The sequence below is a fragment of the Gemmobacter aquatilis genome (assembly GCF_900110025.1).
GTDB classification, from domain to species: Bacteria; Pseudomonadota; Alphaproteobacteria; order Rhodobacterales; family Rhodobacteraceae; genus Gemmobacter; species Gemmobacter aquatilis.
The window spans coordinates 686,515-707,028 of record NZ_FOCE01000001.1 but is presented as its reverse complement, the minus strand read 5'-3'; the positions used below and the strand labels follow the sequence as shown (position 1 = coordinate 707,028).

General features: G+C 66.4%; 21 protein-coding genes. 14 read left to right on the top strand and 7 right to left on the bottom strand.

Going from position 1 to position 20,514, the window contains the following annotated elements; genetic code table 11:
• Window positions 1–73 precede the first annotated feature (73 nt).
• From BMX43_RS03505 to BMX43_RS03485, 5 genes are all read left to right on the top strand, one after another.
• On the top strand, window positions 74–1,255 hold the full coding sequence (locus BMX43_RS03505; protein WP_091296777.1) for a CaiB/BaiF CoA transferase family protein: 1,182 nt from the start codon (window positions 74–76) through the stop codon (window positions 1,253–1,255).
• A 54-nt stretch (window positions 1,256–1,309) separates the two neighbouring features.
• The gene (locus BMX43_RS03500; RefSeq protein WP_091297181.1) at window positions 1,310–2,182 is read left to right on the top strand and encodes a LysR family transcriptional regulator; all 873 of its coding nucleotides are present in this window, start codon (window positions 1,310–1,312) and stop codon (window positions 2,180–2,182) included.
• 109 nt (window positions 2,183–2,291) lie between these two features.
• Window positions 2,292–2,705 carry a DoxX family protein gene (locus BMX43_RS03495; RefSeq protein ID WP_091297178.1) on the top strand — a complete coding sequence of 138 codons (414 nt, stop codon included), beginning with the start codon at window positions 2,292–2,294 and terminating at the stop codon, window positions 2,703–2,705.
• A 56-nt stretch (window positions 2,706–2,761) separates the two neighbouring features.
• Window positions 2,762–3,574, top strand: coding sequence for a VOC family protein (locus BMX43_RS03490; RefSeq protein ID WP_091296774.1), 813 nt, complete (start codon window positions 2,762–2,764; stop codon window positions 3,572–3,574).
• A 1-nt stretch (window position 3,575) separates the two neighbouring features.
• Window positions 3,576–4,529 (top strand): glutathione S-transferase family protein, encoded by a 954-nt coding sequence (locus tag BMX43_RS03485; RefSeq protein ID WP_091296770.1) that lies wholly within the window; start codon window positions 3,576–3,578, stop codon window positions 4,527–4,529.
• A 3-nt stretch (window positions 4,530–4,532) separates the two neighbouring features.
• Here the strand turns inward: BMX43_RS03485 and BMX43_RS03480 are convergent, their stop codons facing one another.
• The gene (locus BMX43_RS03480) at window positions 4,533–6,422 is read right to left on the bottom strand and encodes a PHA/PHB synthase family protein (protein WP_091296767.1); all 1,890 of its coding nucleotides are present in this window, start codon (window positions 6,420–6,422) and stop codon (window positions 4,533–4,535) included.
• Window positions 6,423–6,425: 3 nt separating this feature from the next.
• Window positions 6,426–6,803: a phasin family protein gene (locus BMX43_RS19435; RefSeq protein ID WP_175482007.1), complete on the bottom strand. Its 378-nt coding sequence runs from the start codon at window positions 6,801–6,803 to the stop codon at window positions 6,426–6,428.
• Window positions 6,804–7,290: 487 nt separating this feature from the next.
• On the opposite strand from BMX43_RS19435, the gene BMX43_RS03470 reads away from it, so the two are divergent.
• The 7 genes from BMX43_RS03470 (at window position 7,291) to purU (ending at window position 15,604) form a co-directional block, all read left to right on the top strand.
• Window positions 7,291–8,100 (top strand): glycosyltransferase family 2 protein, encoded by an 810-nt coding sequence (locus BMX43_RS03470; protein WP_091297175.1) that lies wholly within the window; start codon window positions 7,291–7,293, stop codon window positions 8,098–8,100.
• Window positions 8,097–8,417: a lipid-A-disaccharide synthase N-terminal domain-containing protein gene (locus BMX43_RS03465; RefSeq protein WP_091296762.1), complete on the top strand. Its 321-nt coding sequence runs from the start codon at window positions 8,097–8,099 to the stop codon at window positions 8,415–8,417. The genes BMX43_RS03470 and BMX43_RS03465 overlap by 4 nt, the downstream gene beginning before the upstream one ends.
• The gene (locus tag BMX43_RS03460; protein WP_091296759.1) at window positions 8,407–9,864 is read left to right on the top strand and encodes an ArnT family glycosyltransferase; all 1,458 of its coding nucleotides are present in this window, start codon (window positions 8,407–8,409) and stop codon (window positions 9,862–9,864) included. Before BMX43_RS03465 ends, BMX43_RS03460 begins: the two co-directional genes overlap by 11 nt.
• The gene (locus BMX43_RS03455) at window positions 9,861–10,628 is read left to right on the top strand and encodes a phosphatase PAP2 family protein (protein WP_091296756.1); all 768 of its coding nucleotides are present in this window, start codon (window positions 9,861–9,863) and stop codon (window positions 10,626–10,628) included. Before BMX43_RS03460 ends, BMX43_RS03455 begins: the two co-directional genes overlap by 4 nt.
• A gap of 60 nt (window positions 10,629–10,688) precedes the next feature.
• The gene (locus BMX43_RS03450; protein ID WP_091296754.1) at window positions 10,689–12,476 is read left to right on the top strand and encodes a sigma-54-dependent Fis family transcriptional regulator; all 1,788 of its coding nucleotides are present in this window, start codon (window positions 10,689–10,691) and stop codon (window positions 12,474–12,476) included.
• A 142-nt stretch (window positions 12,477–12,618) separates the two neighbouring features.
• The gene (locus BMX43_RS03445; RefSeq protein ID WP_091296751.1) at window positions 12,619–14,418 is read left to right on the top strand and encodes an NAD(P)/FAD-dependent oxidoreductase; all 1,800 of its coding nucleotides are present in this window, start codon (window positions 12,619–12,621) and stop codon (window positions 14,416–14,418) included.
• A 301-nt stretch (window positions 14,419–14,719) separates the two neighbouring features.
• Entirely contained in the window at window positions 14,720–15,604 is an 885-nt protein-coding gene (gene purU, locus BMX43_RS03440) for a formyltetrahydrofolate deformylase (protein ID WP_091296747.1), read from the top strand.
• A gap of 55 nt (window positions 15,605–15,659) precedes the next feature.
• Here purU and BMX43_RS03435 read toward each other — a convergent pair whose 3' ends face one another.
• Genes BMX43_RS03435 through BMX43_RS03420 form a run of 4 tightly spaced genes read right to left on the bottom strand, consistent with a single transcriptional unit; the run spans window position 15,660 to window position 18,031 of the window.
• A complete protein-coding gene (locus BMX43_RS03435) occupies window positions 15,660–16,091 on the bottom strand; it encodes a DoxX family protein (protein ID WP_091296742.1) in 432 nt (143 codons plus the stop codon).
• Window positions 16,088–16,858, bottom strand: a complete 771-nt coding sequence (locus BMX43_RS03430) for an HvfC/BufC N-terminal domain-containing protein (protein WP_245749358.1) — start codon at window positions 16,856–16,858, stop codon at window positions 16,088–16,090. The genes BMX43_RS03435 and BMX43_RS03430 overlap by 4 nt, the downstream gene beginning before the upstream one ends.
• The gene (bufB, locus tag BMX43_RS03425; protein WP_091296736.1) at window positions 16,842–17,696 is read right to left on the bottom strand and encodes an MNIO family bufferin maturase; all 855 of its coding nucleotides are present in this window, start codon (window positions 17,694–17,696) and stop codon (window positions 16,842–16,844) included. Before bufB ends, BMX43_RS03430 begins: the two co-directional genes overlap by 17 nt.
• A gap of 59 nt (window positions 17,697–17,755) precedes the next feature.
• The gene (locus BMX43_RS03420) at window positions 17,756–18,031 is read right to left on the bottom strand and encodes a BufA1 family periplasmic bufferin-type metallophore (RefSeq protein ID WP_217643924.1); all 276 of its coding nucleotides are present in this window, start codon (window positions 18,029–18,031) and stop codon (window positions 17,756–17,758) included.
• Window positions 18,032–18,202: 171 nt separating this feature from the next.
• Here BMX43_RS03420 and BMX43_RS03415 point away from each other — a divergent pair, with 171 nt between their 5' ends.
• On the top strand, window positions 18,203–18,748 hold the full coding sequence (locus tag BMX43_RS03415) for a sigma-70 family RNA polymerase sigma factor (protein WP_091296734.1): 546 nt from the start codon (window positions 18,203–18,205) through the stop codon (window positions 18,746–18,748).
• Window positions 18,745–19,380 (top strand): NrsF family protein, encoded by a 636-nt coding sequence (locus BMX43_RS03410; protein ID WP_091296731.1) that lies wholly within the window; start codon window positions 18,745–18,747, stop codon window positions 19,378–19,380. Before BMX43_RS03415 ends, BMX43_RS03410 begins: the two co-directional genes overlap by 4 nt.
• Window positions 19,381–19,389: 9 nt before the next feature.
• On the opposite strand, the gene BMX43_RS03405 is transcribed toward BMX43_RS03410, so the two are convergent.
• A complete protein-coding gene (locus BMX43_RS03405; RefSeq protein ID WP_091296728.1) occupies window positions 19,390–20,484 on the bottom strand; it encodes an alkane 1-monooxygenase in 1,095 nt (364 codons plus the stop codon).
• Window positions 20,485–20,514: the final 30 nt, after the last annotated feature.

The following is a 20,514-nucleotide window of genomic DNA, read 5'->3' as shown; positions in this document are numbered from 1 at the left end:
GCCAGCCAGCGTTGGCGCCACGGGGCGCGATCCGCTATCGCTGGGCTGCAACGCAGATCAAGGAGACAGCCGGATGGCGGAGAATGTAGTGCCGGGCGGTCAGGCGCCGCTGGCCGGGCTGAAAGTGGTGGAACTGGCGCGCATTCTGGCCGGGCCGTGGATCGGCCAGACGCTGGCCGATCTGGGCGCCGAGGTCATCAAGGTCGAAAGCCCGCAGGGCGATGATACCCGCAGCTGGGGCCCGCCCTTTCTGGAACGCGATTTGCCCGAGGGCGGGACGGAAAAGGTGGCGGCCTATTTCCATGCGGCGAACCGGGGCAAGCGCTCGGTCACCTGCGATTTCGCCGATCCGGCCGATCTGGCCCGCGTCAAGGCGCTGGTGGCCGAGGCCGATGTGGTGATCGAGAATTTCAAGGTGGGCGGTCTGAAGAAGTTCGGGCTGGATTATCCGGGCGTTGCCGCACTGAACCCGCGCGCGGTTTATGTTTCCGTCACTGGCTTTGGCCAGACCGGGCCGATGGCGGCGCAGCCGGGCTATGATTTCCTGATTCAGGGCATGTGCGGCATCATGGATCTGACGGGCGAACCTGCGGGCGAGCCGCAGAAGGTGGGTGTGGCCTGGATCGACATCTTCACCGGGCTTTATGGCGTGATCGGCGTGCAGGCGGCGCTGGCAGAACGCGCGCGGTCGGGCCTTGGGCAGCATGTCGATCTGGCGCTGCTGGATTGCGGTGTGGCGGTGCTGGCCAATCAGGCGATGAACTATCTTGTGTCGGGCAACAGCCCGAAACGATTGGGCAATGCCCATCCGAACATCGTGCCCTATCAGGTGTTCCCCTCGGCCGACGGGCATCTGATCATCGCTTGCGGCAATGACCGGCAGTTTGTGGCGCTGTGCGGCGTGCTGGGCGTGGCGGAACTGGCGCAAGACCCGGCCTATGCCACCAACCCGGCCCGCGTGGCCAATCGCGCGGTCTTGGCGCCGCTGCTGGCCGCGCGCACGGCGCTTTGGGTGAAGGCCGATCTGATCGCGGCGCTGGAAGGGGCGGGCGTGCCGGGCGGGCCGATCAACACGGTGGCCGAGGCCTTGGAGCATCCGCAGATCGCCGCGCGCGGGCTGCGGGTGGCGCCCGAAGGCATCCCTGGTCTGCGCACCCCGATCCGCTTTTCGCGCAGCCCGCTGGCGCTGGACGGCGCCTCGCCGCTGTTGGGGCAGGGGCGCTGGGCCTTCGGAACGGGCCCTGACACCCCGTAGCCTGCGCCCGCTGCCCCGGCTATGCTGCGGCGGGCGGGGCAGGAAAGGGCGGCGATGGACAGGCTGAACGCCGAACGGATGTTCGTGAAGGTGGTGGAAACCGGCAGCTTCGCGGCGGCGGCGCAACGGCTGGGCACAAGCTCGGGTCAGGCGTCCAAGCTGGTGGCGCGGCTGGAGGCGGAACTGGGCGTGAAGCTGCTGAACCGCACCACCCGCGCGCTGTTCCTGACCGAGGCCGGGCAGGCCTATGCCGAGCGGTTGCGCGGACTGATCGAGGCGTTCGACGATCTGGAAACCGAGACGCGCAATGCCGCCGTCGCCCCGCGCGGGCGGCTGCGCCTGACGGCACCGCTCAGCTTCGGCACGCTCCGGCTGGCGCCGGTGCTGGTGCGCTTTGCCGCTGAATTTCCCGACATCGCGCTGGATGTGCAGTTTGCCGACCGGATCGTGAACCTTGTCGATGAAGGCTTCGATGCGGCGATCCGGGTCGGAAATCCGGGCGATGGCACGCTGATCGGGCGCAAACTGGGCGTGGCGCGGATGCTCTGCGTGGCGGCGCCCGGCTATCTGGCGCGTCTGCCTGCGCCAGCGGAGCCTGCGGCACTGGCGGCCCATGCCTGCATCATCGACACCAATTTCCGCGATCCGCATCACTGGCCTTTCGCGCAGGGGCAAAAGGTGGCGGTGGCCGGGCGGTTGGCCTTTTCCAACGCCTCGGCCTGCCTTTGCGCGGCAGAGGCCGGGCTGGGCATCGCCTGTCTGCCGGATTTCGTGGCGGCGGACAGTCTGGCCGCCGGACGGGTGCAACAGGTGCTGGCCGCGTTCGAGCCGCCCCCGCTGGGCATCCATGCGCTCTATCCCGGGGGGCGGCATTTGCCCGCCAAGGTGCGGGTTCTGGTGGATTTTCTGACCAAGGCGCTGCGCTGATACATTCCATTTCGGAAGCAATCATCTTCTATCTTCCTGAATTGTTGTTTGAGGGGAATCGGCGCATCTTCTTCTCATCGGGCCAAGCCCCAGACATCAGGAGATGACCATGACCACCACGATCCATACCGAAACCCGCTCTGCCGATCTGGCCGCCACGCTGCTGCGTGTCACCACGGGCGGGTTGTTCCTTGCCCATGCGGCGCTGAAGATCTTTGTCTTCACCCCGGCGGGCACTGTCGGCTTTTTCCAGTCCATCGGGCTGCCGGGCTTTCTGGCTTACATCACCATCCTTGTCGAAGTGCTGGGCGGGCTGGCGTTGATTGCCGGGTTCCGCACCCGCATCGTGTCGCTGGCACTGGTGCCGGTGCTGCTGGGGGCGGCGTGGTTCGTGCATGTGCCGGCGGGTTTCTTCTTCTCGAACCCCAATGGCGGCTGGGAATATCCGGCCTTCTGGGCAATCGTGCTGATCGCGCAATCGCTGCTGGGCAGCGGCGCCTATGCCGTTGACCGCCGTATCTGACTGCTGGCCCCGGCGCTGCGCCGGGGCTTCCCCTTTCGCCTGAACCGGAGACTGCCATGTCCACTGCATCCGCCCCCATTGAGATCGGCCATGTCACCCTGACGGTGCATGATCTGCCAAAAGTTGCCGCCTTCTATGAAACCGCGCTTGGCCTTGCGCGCCTGTCGTCGGAGGGTGAAACCGTCCGGCTGGGCGCAGGCGGGAATGTTCTGGTGGAACTGCGCGGGGATCGCCACGCCCGCCGGTCTACCCCGCGCGAGGCCGGGTTGTTTCACACAGCCTTCCTGATGCCGTCACGGGCGGCATTGGCGCGCTGGCTGATCCATGCCGCTGAAAGCCGGGTGCCGCTGCAAGGCGCCTCGGACCATCTGGTCAGCGAGGCGATCTATCTGGCCGATCCCGAGGGCAACGGGATCGAGGTCTATGTCGATCGCCCGCGCAGCGCCTGGTATGATGCTGCGGGGCAGGTGAAGATGGCGACGGATGCGCTGGATCTGAACGCGCTCGCCCAAGCCGCCGATGGCCGCTGGACTGGCGCGCCCGAAGATGCCGTGGTGGGCCATGTTCACCTGCAGGTCGGCGCGGTGCCGCAGGCCGAGGCATTCTGGCGCGATACGGTGGGGATGCCGATCATGGCGCATTACCCCGGCGCGGCCTTCTTCGGCTCGGGTGGCTATCACCACCATATCGCGGGCAATATCTGGAACAGCCGCAATGCGGGCCCGCGCAGCTTTCCGGCCACCGGGCTGGCCAGTGTCACGTTGCGCGCCGATGCGGCGGACCATGCGGCGATTGTCGCCCGCGCAGGCAGTGCCGATCTGACCGACCCGTGGGGCACCCCGATCCTTGTTGAACGGAAAGGGGCCTGAGATGCTGGTCAACGGCAAATGGGTTGAAAACTGGCAACCCGTGCAGGCGAAGGACGCAAAGGGCGGCTTCGTGCGGCAGGTGTCCAGCTTTCGCAACTGGGTCACGCCGGATGGTGCGGCGGGGCCGACCGGCGACGGCGGCTTCAAGGCCGAGGCCGGGCGCTATCACCTTTACGTCGCACTGATCTGCCCTTGGGCCAGCCGCACGCTGATCGCCCGCAAGCTGAAGGGGCTGGAGGCGGTGATCTCGGTCTCTGTCGTGGAACCGGCGCTGACCGAACAGGGCTGGCGCTTCGGGGATTACCCGGGGGCAGACCGCGATACGCTGAACGGCGCCACCTACATGCACGAGATCTATACAAGCGCCGACCCGGTGTTTTCGGGCCGCGCCACGGTGCCGGTGCTGTGGGACAAGCAGCGCGGCACCATCGTATCGAACGAATCCGCCGATATCCTGCGCATGTTCAACAGCGGCTTTGGTGCGCTGGCCTCTGGCCCCGATCTGCGCCCCGCCGGTCTGGTGGCAGAGATCGACGCGCTGAACGACTTCATCTATCCAAGGCTGAACAACGGTGTGTATCGCGCCGGGTTCGCCACCACGCAGATCGCCTATGACGAGGCCTTTGCCGATGTGTTCGCCGCGCTGGACGCGCTGGAGGTGCGGCTGTCCGACGGGCGCGCCTTCCTGCATGGCGCCGCGCTGACGGAAACCGACATCCGCGCCTTTGTCACGCTGGTGCGCTTTGACGCGGCCTATCACGGGCTGTTCAAATGCAACCTGCGGCGCGTGGCCGATTACCCGCATCTGCAGGCTTTCATGGAGCGGGTGCTGGCCCTGCCGGGGGTGCGCGACACGGTGAGCATCGACCATATCAAACGCGGCTATTACTCGATTGCCGCGCTGAACCCGTCGCGCATCGTGCCGCTTGGCCCCGATCTGCCCTGGATGCGCTGAGCCTTAGCCCTGCATCACGTAGCGGCCCGGTGCGGGGCCGTGATGCGGGGCGTCGGCGTCGCCCATCGGCGGGGGCGCCACGCTTTCCGGCCCGCCGGTGCGGTGCAGCCAGTCGGCCCAAGGGGCCCACCAGGTGCCCGCCACTTGCGGCACCGAAGCGGCCCAATCCTCTGGCGCCGGATGCGTCTCGCCCGCGTGATGGCCCAGAAGCCTGTAACGCGCCCGCGTCGAATCCGGTGGCGCCACGATGCCGGTATTGTGCCCACCCGAGACCAGCGCGAAGGTCACCTCGCCCGGCAGAAGATAGGTCAGCTTGAAGACCGAATTCCACGGCGCGATATGGTCATGTTCCGTCGCCACGGCAAAGACCGGCACGCCGATGTCTTGCAGATAGACGCGGCGCCCGCCCGCCTCCATCCGCCCTTCGGCCAAGTCGTTTTGCAGGAACATCCGGCGCAGGTATTCCGAATGCATCCGGTAGGGCATCCGCGTGGCATCCTTGCTCCACGCACCCAACTCGCTGGCGGCCTCGCGTTCGCCCATCAGATATTCGCGCACCATATGCGACCAGATCAGATCCTGTGATTTCAACATGCTGAAGGTGCCCGCCATCGCGGATTTGTCTAGGTAGCCATCCTCCCACATCATGTCTTCCAGCAGCGCAAGCTGCGCTTCCGAGGTGAACAGCGACAGCTCGCCCGCTTCGGTGAAATCCACCTGTGCGGCCAGCATGGTCAGCGAGGCGAGACGGTCATCGCCATCGCGCGCCATCGCCGCCGCCGCAACCGACAGCAGCGTGCCGCCAAGGCAATAGCCCAGCGCATGAACCTTGTGCGCGCCGGTGATGCGGGTGACGGCCTCCAGCGCGGCCATCACGCCGAGTTCGCGGTAATCGTCAAACCCCAGATCGCGGTCGCCCGCATCGGGGTTCTTCCAGCTGATGCAGAAGACGGTGAAACCCTGTGCCACCAGCCAGCGGATCAGCGAATGGGCCGCCGTCAGGTCAAGGATGTAATATTTCATGATCCATGCGGGCACGATCAGCAGCGGCACCGGATGCACCGTGCCGGTGGTGGGGGCATACTGGATCAGTTCGATCAGGCGGTTGCGCAGCACCACCCGGCCCGGGGTGGCGGCAACGGTTTTACCCGGTTTGAATGCGGCGTCGGTGCCATCCGCCGTGCCCGCCATCATGCGTTTCGCGTCTTCGGCCAGAAAGGCCGCGCCGCGCAACAGGTTCTGCCCGCCTTCCCGCATCGTGCGCTCGATCACCTCGGGGTTGGTGGTGGGGAAGTTGGACGGCGCCAGCATGTCGAGCAACTGGCGGCCATAGAATTCCACGATCTGTTCGTGCCGGTCATCGACGCCATGGATGTGGGTCGTGGCATTGTGCCACCATTGCTGTGTCAGCAGAAAGCTCTGGGACCACAGGTTGAACGGATAGCGCTGCCATTCCGGCCCGGCGAAGCGGCGGTCTTGCGGCAGGGGCGTGATGCAGGCGGCGGGGGCATCGTCCTTGCGGGCGGCATCCGTCATCTGGCAGGTGAGCACCCCCATCAGCCGTTGCCATTTGCGCGCGGCCTTCCAAGCGAGTTCGAGCTGCTTGCCGGGCGATACCGCCAGATGCTGGGCCCAATCGGCCCATGCGGCGTGCAGCGCGATGGGCGACAGCCCACCCGCCGCCTGCCCGATCCGGGCATGGATCAGCCGGTCGAGATTGAGGAACGCGTCTTCTGCCGCCTGCCTGCCCGGTTCTTCGGGCCGCAGGGCGGGAAGATGCGCAGCGGCAGGGACAGCCGGGGCGGTGGGTGTCACATCCCCGAAAGCCCGGGGTGCGGCTTCGCCTTGCGCCTTGCGTTGCCGCGCCTTGCGCCGCTGCGTCACGTCCTGCATGTCTCAGCTCTTGGGCTTGATGGTCGCGCCGACAGCCGCGGCCTCTTCCGTGGCGCTGCGCACCGCCTGCTGCGCGATTTCCGACACCGAGGCAGCCAGTTTGTTGGTCTCGGTCCCGTAATCGGCCAAGGTGCGTTGCCAGAACTCGGACCAGAGCGACATCACCTCGCCGGATTCGGTGGCATCGGCCATCCGTGACACAAGGCCCAGATCGCGTTCATACCGGGCCCGCATGAAGGCCAGCACTTCGATATTCTGCTTCAGCAGGGCTTCCATCATTTTCGCCTGCGGACGAATGAGCGCGGACACGGCAGCGGTCGATGCGCCGGGCATCAACGCCGCCATCGCATCCATCGGGGTCTTCTGGGATTTCGCAGCCATGAGTGTTTCTCCTCCTCTGATCTCTGACGCCTTCAGTTTAGCACGTTCGGCGCGACCCTTTGTTGACATGACGCAACTTCTGGCGCCGGGCGGGCGGAACCTGGCCCATATCCGTGACCATCGGCTGCGGAATGCCTGCTGCGCCGCCGTTACGCCATGGTTCTGGGCTGCACAGGAACGGATCATGCGAATCACCTGGGCCAAGGGGCTTTGCGCGAATTTCCGGGCTGAAGATGCCTTTCATCATGGGGACAGCAAACAGACCAAGGCCAAGCCGTGCAGCCAAGGGGCACCTGCAGTATCAAAGCAGTGTCGTCAGGATCTGCTGGGCCCCACGCGAATCGCAGGTGAAGCCATGAGGCCGCGCTGTGCCGTCGGGCCACAGGCAGGTTTTCCGCCCGTGCCGCTGACTTGAAGACCTGCTGTCTTTTGGCCGTTTCGTGGCTGTGCTATAGAACCCGCGAACCGCCGGTTGGAAAACGACAGTATGAATACCTTCTCTCCCGCTGCCGAGCGCACGGACCGGCGTGCCGAAGGGGCGCCGGACCTGTCGGTCGTGGTGCCGATGCAGGACGAGGCGCCCAATATCGGGCCGCTGGTCGCTGCGATCCGCGCGGCGCTGCCGCAGGGGTTGCGCTATGAAATCGTGCTGGTCGATGACGGATCGCGCGACGAGACGCGGGCGATTGCGCTGCGCCTTGCGACCGAGGCGCAGGCCGCCGGGCTGCCACCGCTGCGGGTGATCGCGCATGACCGGGCGGGCGGGCAATCGGCGGCGGTCAATTCCGGCGTGATCGCGGCGCGGGCGCCGGTCATTGCCACGCTGGATGGCGATGGCCAGAACCCGCCCGAAAACCTGCCCGCGCTGATTGCGCCGCTGATGGCGCCGGGCCGCGATCCGCGTCTGGCGCTGGTGGCGGGGCAGCGCGTCGGGCGGCAGGATACGCTGTCGAAAAAGCTGGCCTCGCGCTTTGCCAACGGGTTGCGGTCCTGGGTGCTGAACGATGGCACGCGCGATACCGGCTGCGGGCTCAAGGCGTTTGACCGGGCCGCCTATCTGGCGCTGCCGTTCTTCAACCACCAGCACCGCTATCTGCCCGCGCTGTTCACCCGCGATGGCTGGACCGTGGCGCATGTCGATGTGACCCATGCCCCGCGTGAGGCAGGCCGGTCCAAATACACCAATTTCGGGCGGGCCATTGTCGGGATCACCGATCTGATGGGCGTGGCCTGGCTGATCCGTCGTCGCAAGCTGGCGCGGCCCGGCGAACTAACCCCGATGGAGCGCGCGCAATGAGCCTTGAAGCCGTCTGGTCGGCCCTGCATGTGGAAAACTGGACCGAGTTCACCTGGGTCATGGTCGGTTTTGCCGGGCAGTTGATGTTCACCATGCGCTTCATCGTGCAGTGGATCACGTCAGAGCGGCAGAAGAAATCGGTGATCCCGGTGGCCTTCTGGTATTTCTCGCTGGCGGGGGGGATCGTGCTGTTCACCTATGCGCTGTGGCGGCGCGACCCGGTGTTCGTGCTGGGGCAATCGACGGGCCTTGTGATCTACATCCGCAATCTGTGGCTGATCCATGCCGAAAAGCAGAAGATGAGCCGTGCGTCCTGAGGCGGGGGCACCGGGCCGCAGGCTGGCGATTGCGGCGATCCTGTTGCTGACCGCGTTTCGCGTCATCACCCTGTGGTTCGACCGGACAGAGCTTTACACCGACGAGGCGCAATACTGGTTCTGGGGGCAGGATCTGGCCTTTGGTGCCTTTTCCAAGCCGCCGCTGATCGGCTGGCTGATCCGCGCGATGACCGAGTTGTTCGGGCAGACCGAATTTGCGGTGCGTCTGGTGGCGCCGCTGCTGCACGGGATCACGGCCCTTCTGGTGCTGGCGCTGGGGTTGCGTATCGCGTCGGACCGGGTGGCGGGCTTTGCGGCGCTGTCCTATGCCACGCTGCCTGCCGTGGCGCTGGGGTCGGCGCTGGTGTCCACTGATACGCCTTTGCTGGCCTGTATCGCGGCGGGGCTGCTGATGCAGCATGTGCTGGCGGCGCGCGCGCTGCGCGGGCAGGGGGCGCCGCTTCTGGCGGTCACGCTCGGGCTGGTGCTGGGGCTCGGCTTTCTGGCGAAATATGCGATGGTCTATGCCATGGCGGGGATGGTTGCCGCCGCGTTGGTCAGCCGCGATTGGCGCATCCGCCGCGCCGATCTGGGGATTGCGGCGCTGGTCTTTGCTGCCACCATTGCGCCGAACCTGTGGTGGGTGGCGGCGCATGGCTTCGTGACGGCGAAACATCTGGCTGCCGATGCCGAATGGGCGGGGCCAAAGCTGGACGCGCTGCGTGGGCTGAAATTCATGGCCGAGCAGTTTGCCGTCATGGGGCCGGTGCTGTTCGGCGCCTGGTTGCTGGCGCTGGTGACGCCGGGGCGGGGGTCTGGCGCGCTGCGCGGGCTGCTGGCGGCCTCGGCGCTGGTGCTGGGCATTGTGGTCGTGCAGGCGGTGACCAGCCGGGCGCTGGCCAATTGGGGCGTGGGCTTTGTGATCGCAGGCTGTCTGGTCGCCGCCGCGCGGCTGGAACGGGCGCCGCTGCTGCGCGCGCTGTCACTTGCGCTGGGGCTGGCGCTGAGCCTTGCCCTGCCGATCCTGAAGATCGAAGGCACCACGCTGCGCCTGCCCAACGGCCAACTGATGCTGGATCGCTATCTGGGCCGCGCCGAGGTGTCGCAGCGCGCCATCGCCTTGGCGCAGCAAAACGGTGCAGGTGTGATCCTGTCCGCCGACCGCGAATTGCTGGCGGATCTGAGCTGGCAGGTGCGCGCCGGTGGCCCGGAGGTCTTTGCCGCGCCCTTTGACGGGGCGCCGCGCCATCACTGGGATCTGACGCGCCCTTACCCGGGCGGCACGGCGCCGGTGGTGCTGTTGGCCAAGGGGGACCAGCCGCCGACCTGCCGCCCCGGCACCGCGCCGCTGCTGGTCGATCACTGGACCGCCGGGCCGGGCTTCGCCGAAGGCCGCGCCTTCACCCTGAGCCTGCTTCCCGCCGATTGTCTGGTGCCTGCCCCATGAAAGACCCGCTTTATACCCGGCTGCTGATCGTGGCGCTTGTGCTGCTGCTGGGCGTCTTTGCGCTGTTCGCCGCAGCGCCATCGCTTGATCTGGCGATCTCGCGCGCGTTTACCGATGCCGAGGGGCGGTTCTGGCTGACGCTCACCCCGGCGCCGGGTGCGTTCAACGCCGCGCTGAAAAAGGTGTTGGAGCTGTTGGCCTATGGCGTCGTGCTGGCAACGCTGGTCATGGTGATCCTGCGGCGGCGCCCGCAGTCGGGGCTGCGCAACTGGCTGTTCCTGTCGGGGGTGTTTCTTGTCGGGCCGGGGCTGATCGTCAACCTGATCCTGAAGGAACATTCGGGCCGCGCGCGCCCGGCCAATGTGATCGAGTTCGGGGGCGAAAAGCTGTTTACCCCGGTGCTGCAATTTACCGATCAATGCGCCAGCAACTGTTCGTTTTCCTCGGGCGAGACGGCGCTGTCTTCTGCCGTGGCCTTCGCGGTTCTGGTGCTGCTTTGGCCGCATCTGGGCTGGCGGGGGCGGCTGGTGGGGCTGCTGACGGGGGCTGGGCTGATCGGGGTGACGCTGGGGCTGCGCATCGGGCTGGGCCGGCATTTCGCCAGCGATGCGCTGACTTCGGTGGCGATTTCGGCGCTGGTGGCGCTGGGGTTTTACCGGCTGTGCGGGGTGGCGCAGGCGCGGCAAAGCTTCACCCGCGCGGCGCTGATGGCGGATCTGCGGGCCTTGGGCGCCCGGTTGCGGCGCCGGTTTTCCGCGACCTAGGTCGCATTCCCCCGCGCTGCCCGCGCTGGCATCCTTGCCCCAGCCGGGGAGGAGCCTGCCATGCGGGACCGGGAACATGTGCGCGAGATTGATCTGGTTCTGACGGGGCGCGAAAGCAGCCGCGACAGTATCGTTGCGCAATCGTGGCGGCGCTGCGTCGAACAATACGGGCTGGACCCGGCGCGCCCCAGCCCGGCGCATATCGTCACCGACACAAGGCTGCGCGAACACCGCGAACAATCCGAACGGTTGATCGCCATTGCCCGCAGCGGGCTGGAATCGCTGTTCCGCCAGATTGCGGGGCAGAACTATGTGCTGCTGGTGGCCGATGCCAAAGGCGTGACGGTGGATTTCTTCGGTGACCCGCGCTTTGAGGATGACCTGCGCCGTGCCGGGCTTTACCTCGGCTCCGACTGGTCGGAAAGTCTGGCGGGCACCTGTGGCGTGGGTTCGTGCATCGTGACGAAACAGCCGATGACCATCCACCAGACCGACCATTTCGACCTGACGCATACGCCGCTGTCCTGCACCGCCGCGCCGATCTTCGATGCTTCGGGCGTGCTGGCGGCGGTGCTGGACATCTCGTTGCTGCGATCCCCCCAACCGAAGATCAGCCAGAGCATGGCGCTGAGCCTAGTGAAAGCCTCGGCCCGGCGGATCGAGATGGCGAACCTGATGGCGATGACGCGGGGCGACTGGGTGCTGCGCTTTTCCACCCTGCCCGAATTTCTGGATGTGGACCCCGAGGCGGCAATCGCGCTGGACGGATCAGGGCGGATCATCGGCATGACGCATGGCGCCGAAACCACGCTGGCGCCCCAGGGCGGGCCGGTGATCGGGCAGCCGCTGGATCGGTTCTTCAACCTGTCGATTGACGATCTGCCCGAGTTGATGCGCGGCCGCCCGACCGAGGAACGGCTGGTCCAACTGGCCGACGGGCGGGCGCTGTTCGGCCATGCCATTGCGCCGCAGCGCGGGCCGATGCCGCGCCCCGGCCCGGCATCGACCTTGCCTGCCGCACTGCAGAGCTTTGGCGGCGCTGACCCTGCGATCCGCCGCCTGCTGGCCGATGCCGCCCGGCTGGCCCCAACCGCGATCCCGTTGCTGATCCGGGGTGAAACCGGCAGCGGCAAGGAACGGCTGGCCCGCGCGATCCACATCTGCGATCCGGCGCGGCGGCCCTTTGTCACGCTCAACTGCGCCGCGCTGTCGGATCGGCAGTTGGACGAGACGCTGCTGCCCGGCTCGCAACTGGCGGTGGCCGAAGGCGGGACGCTGTTTCTGGACAATCTCGCCGATCTGCCGATGCCGTTGCAGGGGCGCCTGTTGCAGCTGTTGATCGAGGCGGAAACGCAGGGGGCGGGACGGATCAAGCTGCGGGTGATTTCGGCCAGCCCTGCGGATCTGGCGCAGGCGGTGCGCGAGGGGCGGTTCCGGCAGGATCTGTTCTTCCGGCTGGCTGTGGCCACGCTGACCGTGCCGCCGCTGCGGCTGCGGCAGGATTTCGACTGGGTGCTGGACCGGCTGCTGCGCCAGCGCACCCATGGGCGAGCGGAAAGCTATCGCCTGTCGCCCGCTGCCCGGGCCGAATTGCAGGCGCGACCGTGGCCCGGCAATATCCGCGAATTGGGCAATGTGCTGGATGTGGCGGTGGCCTTGGCCGACCAGCCGGTGATCGACCTGCCGGATCTGCCCACCCCCGCGCTCTCTGCCCCGGCGGAGCCCGAGGACGACCTGCCCGCCATTCTGGCTGCCTGCAACGGCAACATGGCGCAGGCGGCGCGGCGCATGGGGGTGGATCGCTCCACCATCCTGCGGCGGATGCGCCGGCTGGGGCTTGCGCCCTAGCAGCGTGTTGCATGCCGTTGCGCCTGCAACGCCGCCCCCGCCTTTCTGCACGCTGCGTGCCAACCGGCCCGCATAGCAGGTGACTCCGGCGCCCTTGCTGCCAATCTGTCCGCAGAGGAGAGCGATTTTCAGGGAGGAAACCATGCTCGATACCACCGCCAACGAAGCGGTCACCGCCGTTCTGTCCGAACTCGGCGCGGCACTGGAGGCGGGTGATATTGCCCGCGCCACGGCGCTGTTTCAGGACGATTGCTATTGGCGCGACCTGATCGCCTTTACCTGGAACCTCAAGACGATGGAGGGGAAGGATCAGGTCGCCGATATGCTGGCCCATCAACTGGCCACCACCAAGCCGCGCAACTGGCGCATCGCAGACGGCGAAGTGGCGACCGAAGACGGCGGCGTCACCACCGCCTGGATCAGCTTTGAAACCGATGTGGCGCGCGGCTTTGGCTTGATCCGCCTGAAGGGCGATCTGATCTGGACGCTGCTGACCACCATGACCGAGCTGAAGGGGCACGAGGAGCCCCTTGGCTTCAACCGCCCGCTGGGCGCGAAACATGGCGCAGGCAAGAACAAGCAAAGCTGGCTGGAGGAACGCGAGCAGGAAGCGCGCGAGTTGGGCTACACGGTGCAGCCCTATACCGTCATCATCGGCGGCGGGCAGGGGGGCCTTGCGCTGGGCGCGCGGCTGCGGCAGTTGGGCGTGCCCACGATCATCATCGAAAAGAACCCCCGCCCCGGCGATAGCTGGCGCAACCGTTACAAGTCGCTCTGCCTGCATGACCCGGTCTGGTATGACCATCTGCCCTACCTGCCCTTCCCGCCGAACTGGCCGGTCTTTGCCCCCAAGGACAAGATCGGCGACTGGCTGGAAATGTATGCCAAGATCATGGAGCTGAACTTCTGGGGCAGCACCACCTGCAAATCCGCGCATTACGATGAGGCGACGCAGGAATGGACGGTGGTGGTGGACCGTGACGGCGAAGAGGTCACGCTGCGGCCCAAGCAACTGGTTCTGGCAACCGGCATGTCGGGCAAGGCCAATGTGCCGACCTTCAAGGGGATGGAGCGGTTCAAGGGTGATCAGCACCATTCCAGCCAGCATCCCGGCCCGGATCAGTGGCGCGGCAAGAAGGCGGTGGTGATCGGGGCCAACAACTCGGCCCATGACATCTGCGCCGCCCTGTGGGAAAACGATGTCGATGTGACGATGGTGCAGCGGTCTTCGACCCATATCGTCAAGTCGGATACGCTGATGGATATCGGGCTGGGCGGGCTGTATTCCGAAAAGGCGGTGCGCGGCGGCATGACCACACACAAGGCCGACCTGATCTTCGCCTCGCTGCCCTACAAGATCATGCACGAATTCCAGATTCCGCTCTATGACCAGATGCGCGAGAAGGACAAGGATTTCTACGACGGGCTGGAAAAGGCCGGGTTCTGGCTGGACTGGGGCTCTGACGGATCGGGGCTGTTCATGAAATACCTGCGTCGCGGCTCGGGCTATTACATCGACGTGGGCGCCTGCCAGTTGATCATCGACGGCAAGATCAAGCTGGCGCATGGCGATGTGGCCGAAGTGGTGGAAGACGGCGTGATCCTGAGCGACGGCACCAAGCTGGAGGCGGATCTGATCGTCTATGCCACGGGCTTCGGCTCGATGAACGGCTGGGCGGCGGATCTGATCGGCAAGGATGTGGCCGACAAGGTGGGCAAATGCTGGGGCCTTGGTTCCGACACGCCGAAAGACCCCGGCCCCTGGGTGGGCGAGCAGCGCAACATGTGGAAGCCGACGCAGCAAGAGGCGCTGTGGTTCCATGGCGGCAACCTGCACCAGTCGCGCCACTATTCCCAATACCTGTCGCTGCAACTGAAGGCGCGGATGGAGGGGATCGCCACCCCGGTTTATGGCATCCCGGACACCTACCATCTGGGCTGACGACCCCTGAAGCCCGGAAAGGTGGCTGCCGCATCCCCTTTGGGGGTGCGGCTTGTCGGTTTCAGGCCATGGGGTGCGGCGATACGATTTTCCTATCGCGCGATAGGCCGCGTATATCATTGAAAGATTAGGGGTTTTTCGGCGGTTCTGACTGTGTGAAATCTGTCGCAATCGGTGAGCCGGAGTCGGAAATCGACACTGGTGTGCCGGAACGGCGATTGCCGTGCAGCCCCGACATGTCTAGCAGTTCGATGCAGCACTAGGCCTTCTTCTCCTCACGCTGACACATCGGAACCCGACCATGAACGCATATGTCCTGACCGTGCAATGCACCTCCCGTCGCGGCATCGTCGCCGCGATCTCCACCTATCTGGCGGCGGAAGGATGCAATATCACGGATGCCTCGCAATTCGACGACGACCTGACCGGCAAGTTCTTCACCCGGATCTCGTTCCGCGCGGAAACCGGCACCCCGCTGGAAAAGCTGCGCGCAGGTTTTGCGGCGGTGGCCGAACCCTTCGGGATGGAATGGGCGATCCATGACGGTGCGCACCGTATGAAGGTGTTGCTGATGGTGTCGAACTTCGGCCATTGCCTGAACGACCTGCTGTATCGCTGGCGCATCGGCGGCCTGCCGATCGAGATCGTCGGCGTGGTGTCGAACCACATGACCTATCAGAAAGTCGTGGTGAACCACGACCTGCCCTTCCACCACATCAAGGTGACGAAGGAAAACAAGCCCGAAGCCGAAAAGCGCCTGCTGAACCTTGTCGAGGACAGCGGTGCGGAACTGGTGGTGCTGGCGCGCTACATGCAGGTTCTGTCGGATGCGTTCTGCGAAAAGATGTCGGGGCGGATCATCAACATCCACCACTCGTTCCTGCCGTCGTTCAAGGGCGCCAACCCCTACAAGCAGGCTTACGAGCGGGGCGTGAAGCTGATCGGGGCAACGGCGCATTATGTCACCGCCGATCTGGACGAAGGCCCGATCATCGAACAGGACACCGTGCGCATCACCCATGCGCAAAGCCCGGATGACTATGTGAGCCTTGGCCGCGATGTGGAGGCACAGGTGCTGAGCCGCGCCATCCACGCGCATATCCATCACCGCGTGTTCCAGAACGGCAACAAGACGGTGGTCTTCCCGGCCTCGCCCGGTTCCTACGCGTCCGAGCGTATGGGCTGATCGGCCCAGAGCGCAGGTTTCAGGCCCGGCAGGCGCGCCGCCCGCCGGGCCTTTTTCATGGCCGCAGCAGTTGCCGGTCCAGCGACAGCCGCCCCGGCCCGCCTGCGATCAGGCCAAGGAAACAGGCCGCCCAAAGGCCATGTGTCGCCCAGGCATCGGGATAGACGAAGATCTGGATGGTCAGCGTCATCCCCAGCAGCGCCAGCGCCGAGGCGCGGGTGGCAAGGCCAAGGATCAGCAGCACCGGAAAGACATGCTCGGCAAGGGTGGCGGCCACGGCAGCCCAGGCCGGGGGGATCAGCGGCAGGGCATAGTCATGCTCGAACAGATACCAGGTGCTGTCGGCGATGGCGAAACCGTCCACCTTCGTCTGGCCGGATGCGAGAAAGACCAGCGCGGGGAACAGGCGCAACGCCAGCGCCGCCACATCCCAGGGCAGGCGGGACAGCAGGGTGTCGCTCAGGCGCAGCAGGGCAAGCGGGGTCATCTTGGCTCTCCGGTATCCGGGGTGATCAGGGCGCCGGCCTGCATCAGGCACAGCAGCAGGCGGGCTGGGTCATGGCGCGGCGCGGCGTGCGCGGCGCTTTCCGCCGCGATCAGCAGCGGGGCGCCTGACTGCAGCGCGCGGGCAAAGGCGGCATCGCCGGGCGGAAGCGCCAGCACGCGGACTGCATCGCGCCGGTCGCGCAGGATCAGCGCTGTTTCTGTTTGGGTGGCATCTATGGGCGCAGGTAAGGCGTCGGGCTGGTTCGCCTGCCAGATCGACACCACTGCGAAATCCGATGCCAGCAGCGCCACCGATGGGTGCAGGGCCAGCCGCGCGGTATCGGCCTGCGCGGCAGCCGCGGCCAGAGCTTCGGGCGGGGCGGGCGGATGGTCGGCGGCGTGCCAGGCCCGGCCACGGGCAAATTCCAGCCGGGCGACATCGGGCAGATAGGGCAGGCCCGCAACGGGCGGGAAGCCCTGCAGGAACCCTGCAAACCCGTCGCCCCATTGGAACAGCAGGGGTGAGGCAGGCAGATCGCCCCCCAGATATACCCGGGCCATGGCGGCGAAAAATTCCGGGCCGACCAACCGCTCGATCACTGGAAAGCGGGCCGCCAGTGCGCGGCCCAGCGAATGGGCCACGTTGTTGCGATAGACGGCAAAGCGGCGTTCCGCCTCGTCCGGCGCGGGGACGGTCAGCCCCGGGGGCAGGGTGCCGTTGAACAGGCCCTGCCGGAAGGCCGTGATGAAATCAGGATGCGCAAGCAAGGCGCACCTCACGGTCTTGCCGCAAGACGGCGGCGGCGCGCCGGGCCTCGGCCAGCAGATCGCGGAAAGGCGGCACGTCATTGTCCCATTCGATCAGGCTGGGCAGCGGGCCGGTGCGGGCGATCACCTCGGCAAACAGCGCCCAGACCGGATCGGCGACCGGGCTGCCATGCGCGTCGATCAGCAGCGGGCCGGAGGGCAGCGCCTCTTCGGCATGGCCGCCCAGATGAATCTCGCCCACCACCGCCAGCGGAAAGGCGGCCAGATAGGCGCGCGGGTCCATCCGGTGATTGGTGCAGGATACAAAGACGTTGTTCACATCCAGCAACAGGCCGCAGCCGGTGCGCCGGGCGATTTCGGCCAGAAACTCCGGCTCGGGGATCGTCGATTGGGCGAACAGAACGTAGGTCGAGGGGTTTTCCAGCAGCAACCGGCACCCCAGCGCCTCTTGCGCCTCGTCCACATGATCGCAGACGAGGGTCAGGGTTTCGGGCGTATAGGGCAGCGGCAGCAGGTCGTTCAGGTAATCGGTGCCATGGCTGGACCAGGCAAGGTGTTCGGAAAAGCTTTCGGGGTGATAGCGGTCGATCAGGGCGCGCAGCCGGGCCAGGTGATCGCGGTCCAGCCGTGCCCCGCCGATCGACAGGCCCACCCCATGCAGCGACAGCGCATAATCGGCGCGCAGCGCGGCCAATTGGCGATGCGCCGGGCCGCCCGCGCCCATGTAGTTTTCTGCGTGGACCTCGAAGAACCCAAGATCGGGTCGCAGGTCGCGGATCGTCTCGAAATGCTCTGGCTTGAAGCCAAGGCCGGGGGCGGGGGGCAGGCTGGGGCGCATGGGTATGATCCTTGGGGAAAGATCGGGATGCGCAGGCAAGCGCGCATCCCGAAGGCGCATCACATCTTGATCGGTTCCAGCGAGCCCATGCCGTGCGGCGTCTGCATCGTGGTGCAGGTGCCTGCGGGGACCAGCTTCCAGGCATTGCCCTGATAATCCATCTTCGCCGTGCCAGCGCAGGTGGTGCCGGGGCCGGCGGCGCAATCGTTCTGGCCGGCCATCGCCACCCCATAGCACTTTTCCATCTCGCCCTCGGCATGGGCCGCGGCGGCGGCCAGCGTCAGGGCAGTGGCCAGCGTGGCGGTCAGCGAAAGGGTTTTGGTCATCATGGTCATCGCGATCATTCCTGTGTTGAACAAGAGCCCAACCGGCTCTCGGGAATGCCATTCGCAGGGAAAGGGGCTGGCGTTACCGCCTTCACGCTTTGGTGTTTGGGCGTGATCGTGCATAAGAAAATTTCGGGCGGCCTGTAACAATCCGGCGCGGGCGGCGTAATGCAGGGCAGAATGACCGATACCGAACGAGACTGGGCGGCGCTGATGCGGGCGGCCAATGCCGGGGACGGGCGTGCTTACGCCCGCCTTCTGCATGCCATCACGCCGGTGTTGCGCGGTATCGTGCGGGCCCGGGGACGGGCGCTGCCGCCCGACCGGCACGAGGACATCGTGCAAGAGGTGCTGCTGGCGATCCATGAAAAGCGCCACACCTGGCGCGACGACAGCCCTCTGCGCCCCTGGCTGTTCGCGGTGGCGCGGCACAAGGTGATTGATGCCTTCCGTCGCCGGGGCGCTGCGGTGCATCTGCCGATCGAGGATTTCACCGAAATCCTCGAAGCGGTGGCCGGGCCGGAGCCGCTGGCGGCGCGTGATGCCGAACGGATGCTGGCGCAGATCGACGCGCGCTCGGCCGAGATCGTGCGCGCGGTCAGTCTGGAAGGAGAGGAGGCCGGGGCCGTGGGCGCCCGGCTGTCGATGTCGGAAGGTGCGGTGCGCGTGGCCTTCCACCGTGCGATGAAAAGGCTGGCCGCCCTGGGCCAGAGGCCGGAGCGATGAGAACCGAAGACCTGATCACCCGACTGGCCACCCAAGCTCCGCCTGCGCCGATCCGGCCGGCGCGGGTGGTGGCGGTGCTTCTGGCGGTGCTGGCGCCGCCGGTGCTGTGGTTCCTGTGGAGCATGGGGATGCGCCCCGATCTGGGCCCGGCGCTCCTGGCGCCGGTGACGCTGCTGAAATCGTTGATCCCGGCCACGCTGTCGGTGGCGTCCCTCGCGTTGGCGCTGAACCTTGCCCGGCCCGAGGCGCGTGCAGGGCTGCGCCTTGCCCCGCTCTGGCTGGCCACGGGGGCGGCGCTTGCCTTGCTGGGCTGGGCCTGGGCACAGACGCCCGCCGATCAGATGGGTGCGGCGATCCGTGGCTCGACACAGGCCAAGTGCCTGATCTCTATCGTGCTATTCTCGATCCTGCCACTGGCGGCGGGGCTTGCTTTGCTGCGCCGGGGGGCCAGCACCCGGCCCGCACTGTCCGGGGCCATGCTTGGTCTGGCCTCCAGCGCTGGGGCCGCGACCGCCTATGCGCTGCATTGCACCGAGGATAACCCGTTGTTCTTCATCACCTGGTATGGCGCGGCCATCCTTGGCGTCACGCTGGCCGGGGCGTTGCTCGGGGCGCGGCTGCTGCGCTGGTAAGGCTGCGGCTCAGGCCGCCGACCAGTCGGTCACATCCGGGTAATATTTCCGCCGCCACGCCCGCACGCGCGGGTTCATCCGTCGCCGCCACAGCGGCGGGATCATCGCCAGCACCCCCATCGCCGGATAGCCCATCGGCAGCATGGGCGCCGCGTCCTCGGGATAGGTTTGCAGCAGGGGGAAGCGGCGGTCGGGTTTGTAGTGGTGATCGGAATGGCGCTGCAGGTTGATCAACAGCCAGTTTGAGGCCCGGTGCGGCGCATTCCACGAATGATGCGGGCGGACGGGTTCGTATTTGCCCCCCTCAAGCTTGCGGCGCACCAGCCCGTAATGCTCGATGTAATTGGTCAGTTCCAGCTGCCAGATCGCCCAGAACGCCTGCAACGCGAACAGCACGATGCCCCAGCCGCCGCCCACCGCATAGGCCAGCGCCACGGCCAGCAGTTGCAGCCCGGCATAGCGCCAGAACGGGTTCGACTTGTGCCAGACCGGGCGGCCCACCTTGGCCAGTTTCTCGCGTTCCGCTGCCCAGGCCGAGGCCGGGCATTCGCGCAGCACGCGCAGGAAGAAGCGATGGAACCCCTCGTTATAACGCGCGGTCACCGCATCGCGCGGGGTGCCGACATGGCGGTGATGCACCAGCAGATGTTCGGTGCGGAAATGGCTGTACAGCACGGTCGCCAGCAGCAGATCGCCCAGCCACCGCTCGGCATCATTGCGCTGGTGCAGCAGTTCATGGGCGTAGACGATGCCGATCGTGCCCGACACCACCCCCAGTCCGAACATCAGGCCGAGAATTTCAAGGATCGACAGATGGTCTGTATGGGTCACCCACCAGATCGTGCCGTAGATGGTCAGCGCCTGCAGCGGCAGCCAGATCAGCGTGATGGCGCGATACCAGAAGAGATCGTCGTCTTCGGTATCGGTGGCAGGGTTTTCGGTGTTCAGCCCCAGCAGCAGGTCCAGCAGCGTGATCAGCGTCCAGGCATAGGCGGGCACCAGCAGCACGCTCCACCCGCCGCGCGTGGCGGCAAGGAAGGTCAGCGGCAACAGGCCGAGAGACAGCCAGAAGGGCAGGGCATCGCGCAGGCGGGTCTTGGGCATCGGGGCCTCCGGTTCGGGCGCAGCTTAGGG

Coding starts and splice junctions, on each gene's coding strand:
- BMX43_RS03435 (WP_091296742.1), bottom strand. CDS start 16,091: ATGACCCCGCTTGCCCTGCTGCGCCTGAGCGACACCCTGCTGTCCCGC.
- BMX43_RS03490 (WP_091296774.1), top strand. CDS start 2,762: ATGTCCACTGCATCCGCCCCCATTGAGATCGGCCATGTCACCCTGACG.
- BMX43_RS03410 (WP_091296731.1), top strand. CDS start 18,745: ATGAGAACCGAAGACCTGATCACCCGACTGGCCACCCAAGCTCCGCCT.
- BMX43_RS03405 (WP_091296728.1), bottom strand. CDS start 20,484: ATGCCCAAGACCCGCCTGCGCGATGCCCTGCCCTTCTGGCTGTCTCTC.
- bufB (WP_091296736.1), bottom strand. CDS start 17,696: ATGCGCCCCAGCCTGCCCCCCGCCCCCGGCCTTGGCTTCAAGCCAGAG.
- BMX43_RS03420 (WP_217643924.1), bottom strand. CDS start 18,031: ATGACCATGATGACCAAAACCCTTTCGCTGACCGCCACGCTGGCCACT.
- BMX43_RS19435 (WP_175482007.1), bottom strand. CDS start 6,803: ATGGCTGCGAAATCCCAGAAGACCCCGATGGATGCGATGGCGGCGTTG.
- BMX43_RS03505 (WP_091296777.1), top strand. CDS start 74: ATGGCGGAGAATGTAGTGCCGGGCGGTCAGGCGCCGCTGGCCGGGCTG.
- BMX43_RS03470 (WP_091297175.1), top strand. CDS start 7,291: ATGAATACCTTCTCTCCCGCTGCCGAGCGCACGGACCGGCGTGCCGAA.
- BMX43_RS03480 (WP_091296767.1), bottom strand. CDS start 6,422: ATGCAGGACGTGACGCAGCGGCGCAAGGCGCGGCAACGCAAGGCGCAA.
- BMX43_RS03415 (WP_091296734.1), top strand. CDS start 18,203: ATGACCGATACCGAACGAGACTGGGCGGCGCTGATGCGGGCGGCCAAT.
- BMX43_RS03500 (WP_091297181.1), top strand. CDS start 1,310: ATGGACAGGCTGAACGCCGAACGGATGTTCGTGAAGGTGGTGGAAACC.
- BMX43_RS03450 (WP_091296754.1), top strand. CDS start 10,689: ATGCGGGACCGGGAACATGTGCGCGAGATTGATCTGGTTCTGACGGGG.
- purU (WP_091296747.1), top strand. CDS start 14,720: ATGAACGCATATGTCCTGACCGTGCAATGCACCTCCCGTCGCGGCATC.
- BMX43_RS03445 (WP_091296751.1), top strand. CDS start 12,619: ATGCTCGATACCACCGCCAACGAAGCGGTCACCGCCGTTCTGTCCGAA.
- BMX43_RS03485 (WP_091296770.1), top strand. CDS start 3,576: ATGCTGGTCAACGGCAAATGGGTTGAAAACTGGCAACCCGTGCAGGCG.
- BMX43_RS03465 (WP_091296762.1), top strand. CDS start 8,097: ATGAGCCTTGAAGCCGTCTGGTCGGCCCTGCATGTGGAAAACTGGACC.
- BMX43_RS03455 (WP_091296756.1), top strand. CDS start 9,861: ATGAAAGACCCGCTTTATACCCGGCTGCTGATCGTGGCGCTTGTGCTG.
- BMX43_RS03495 (WP_091297178.1), top strand. CDS start 2,292: ATGACCACCACGATCCATACCGAAACCCGCTCTGCCGATCTGGCCGCC.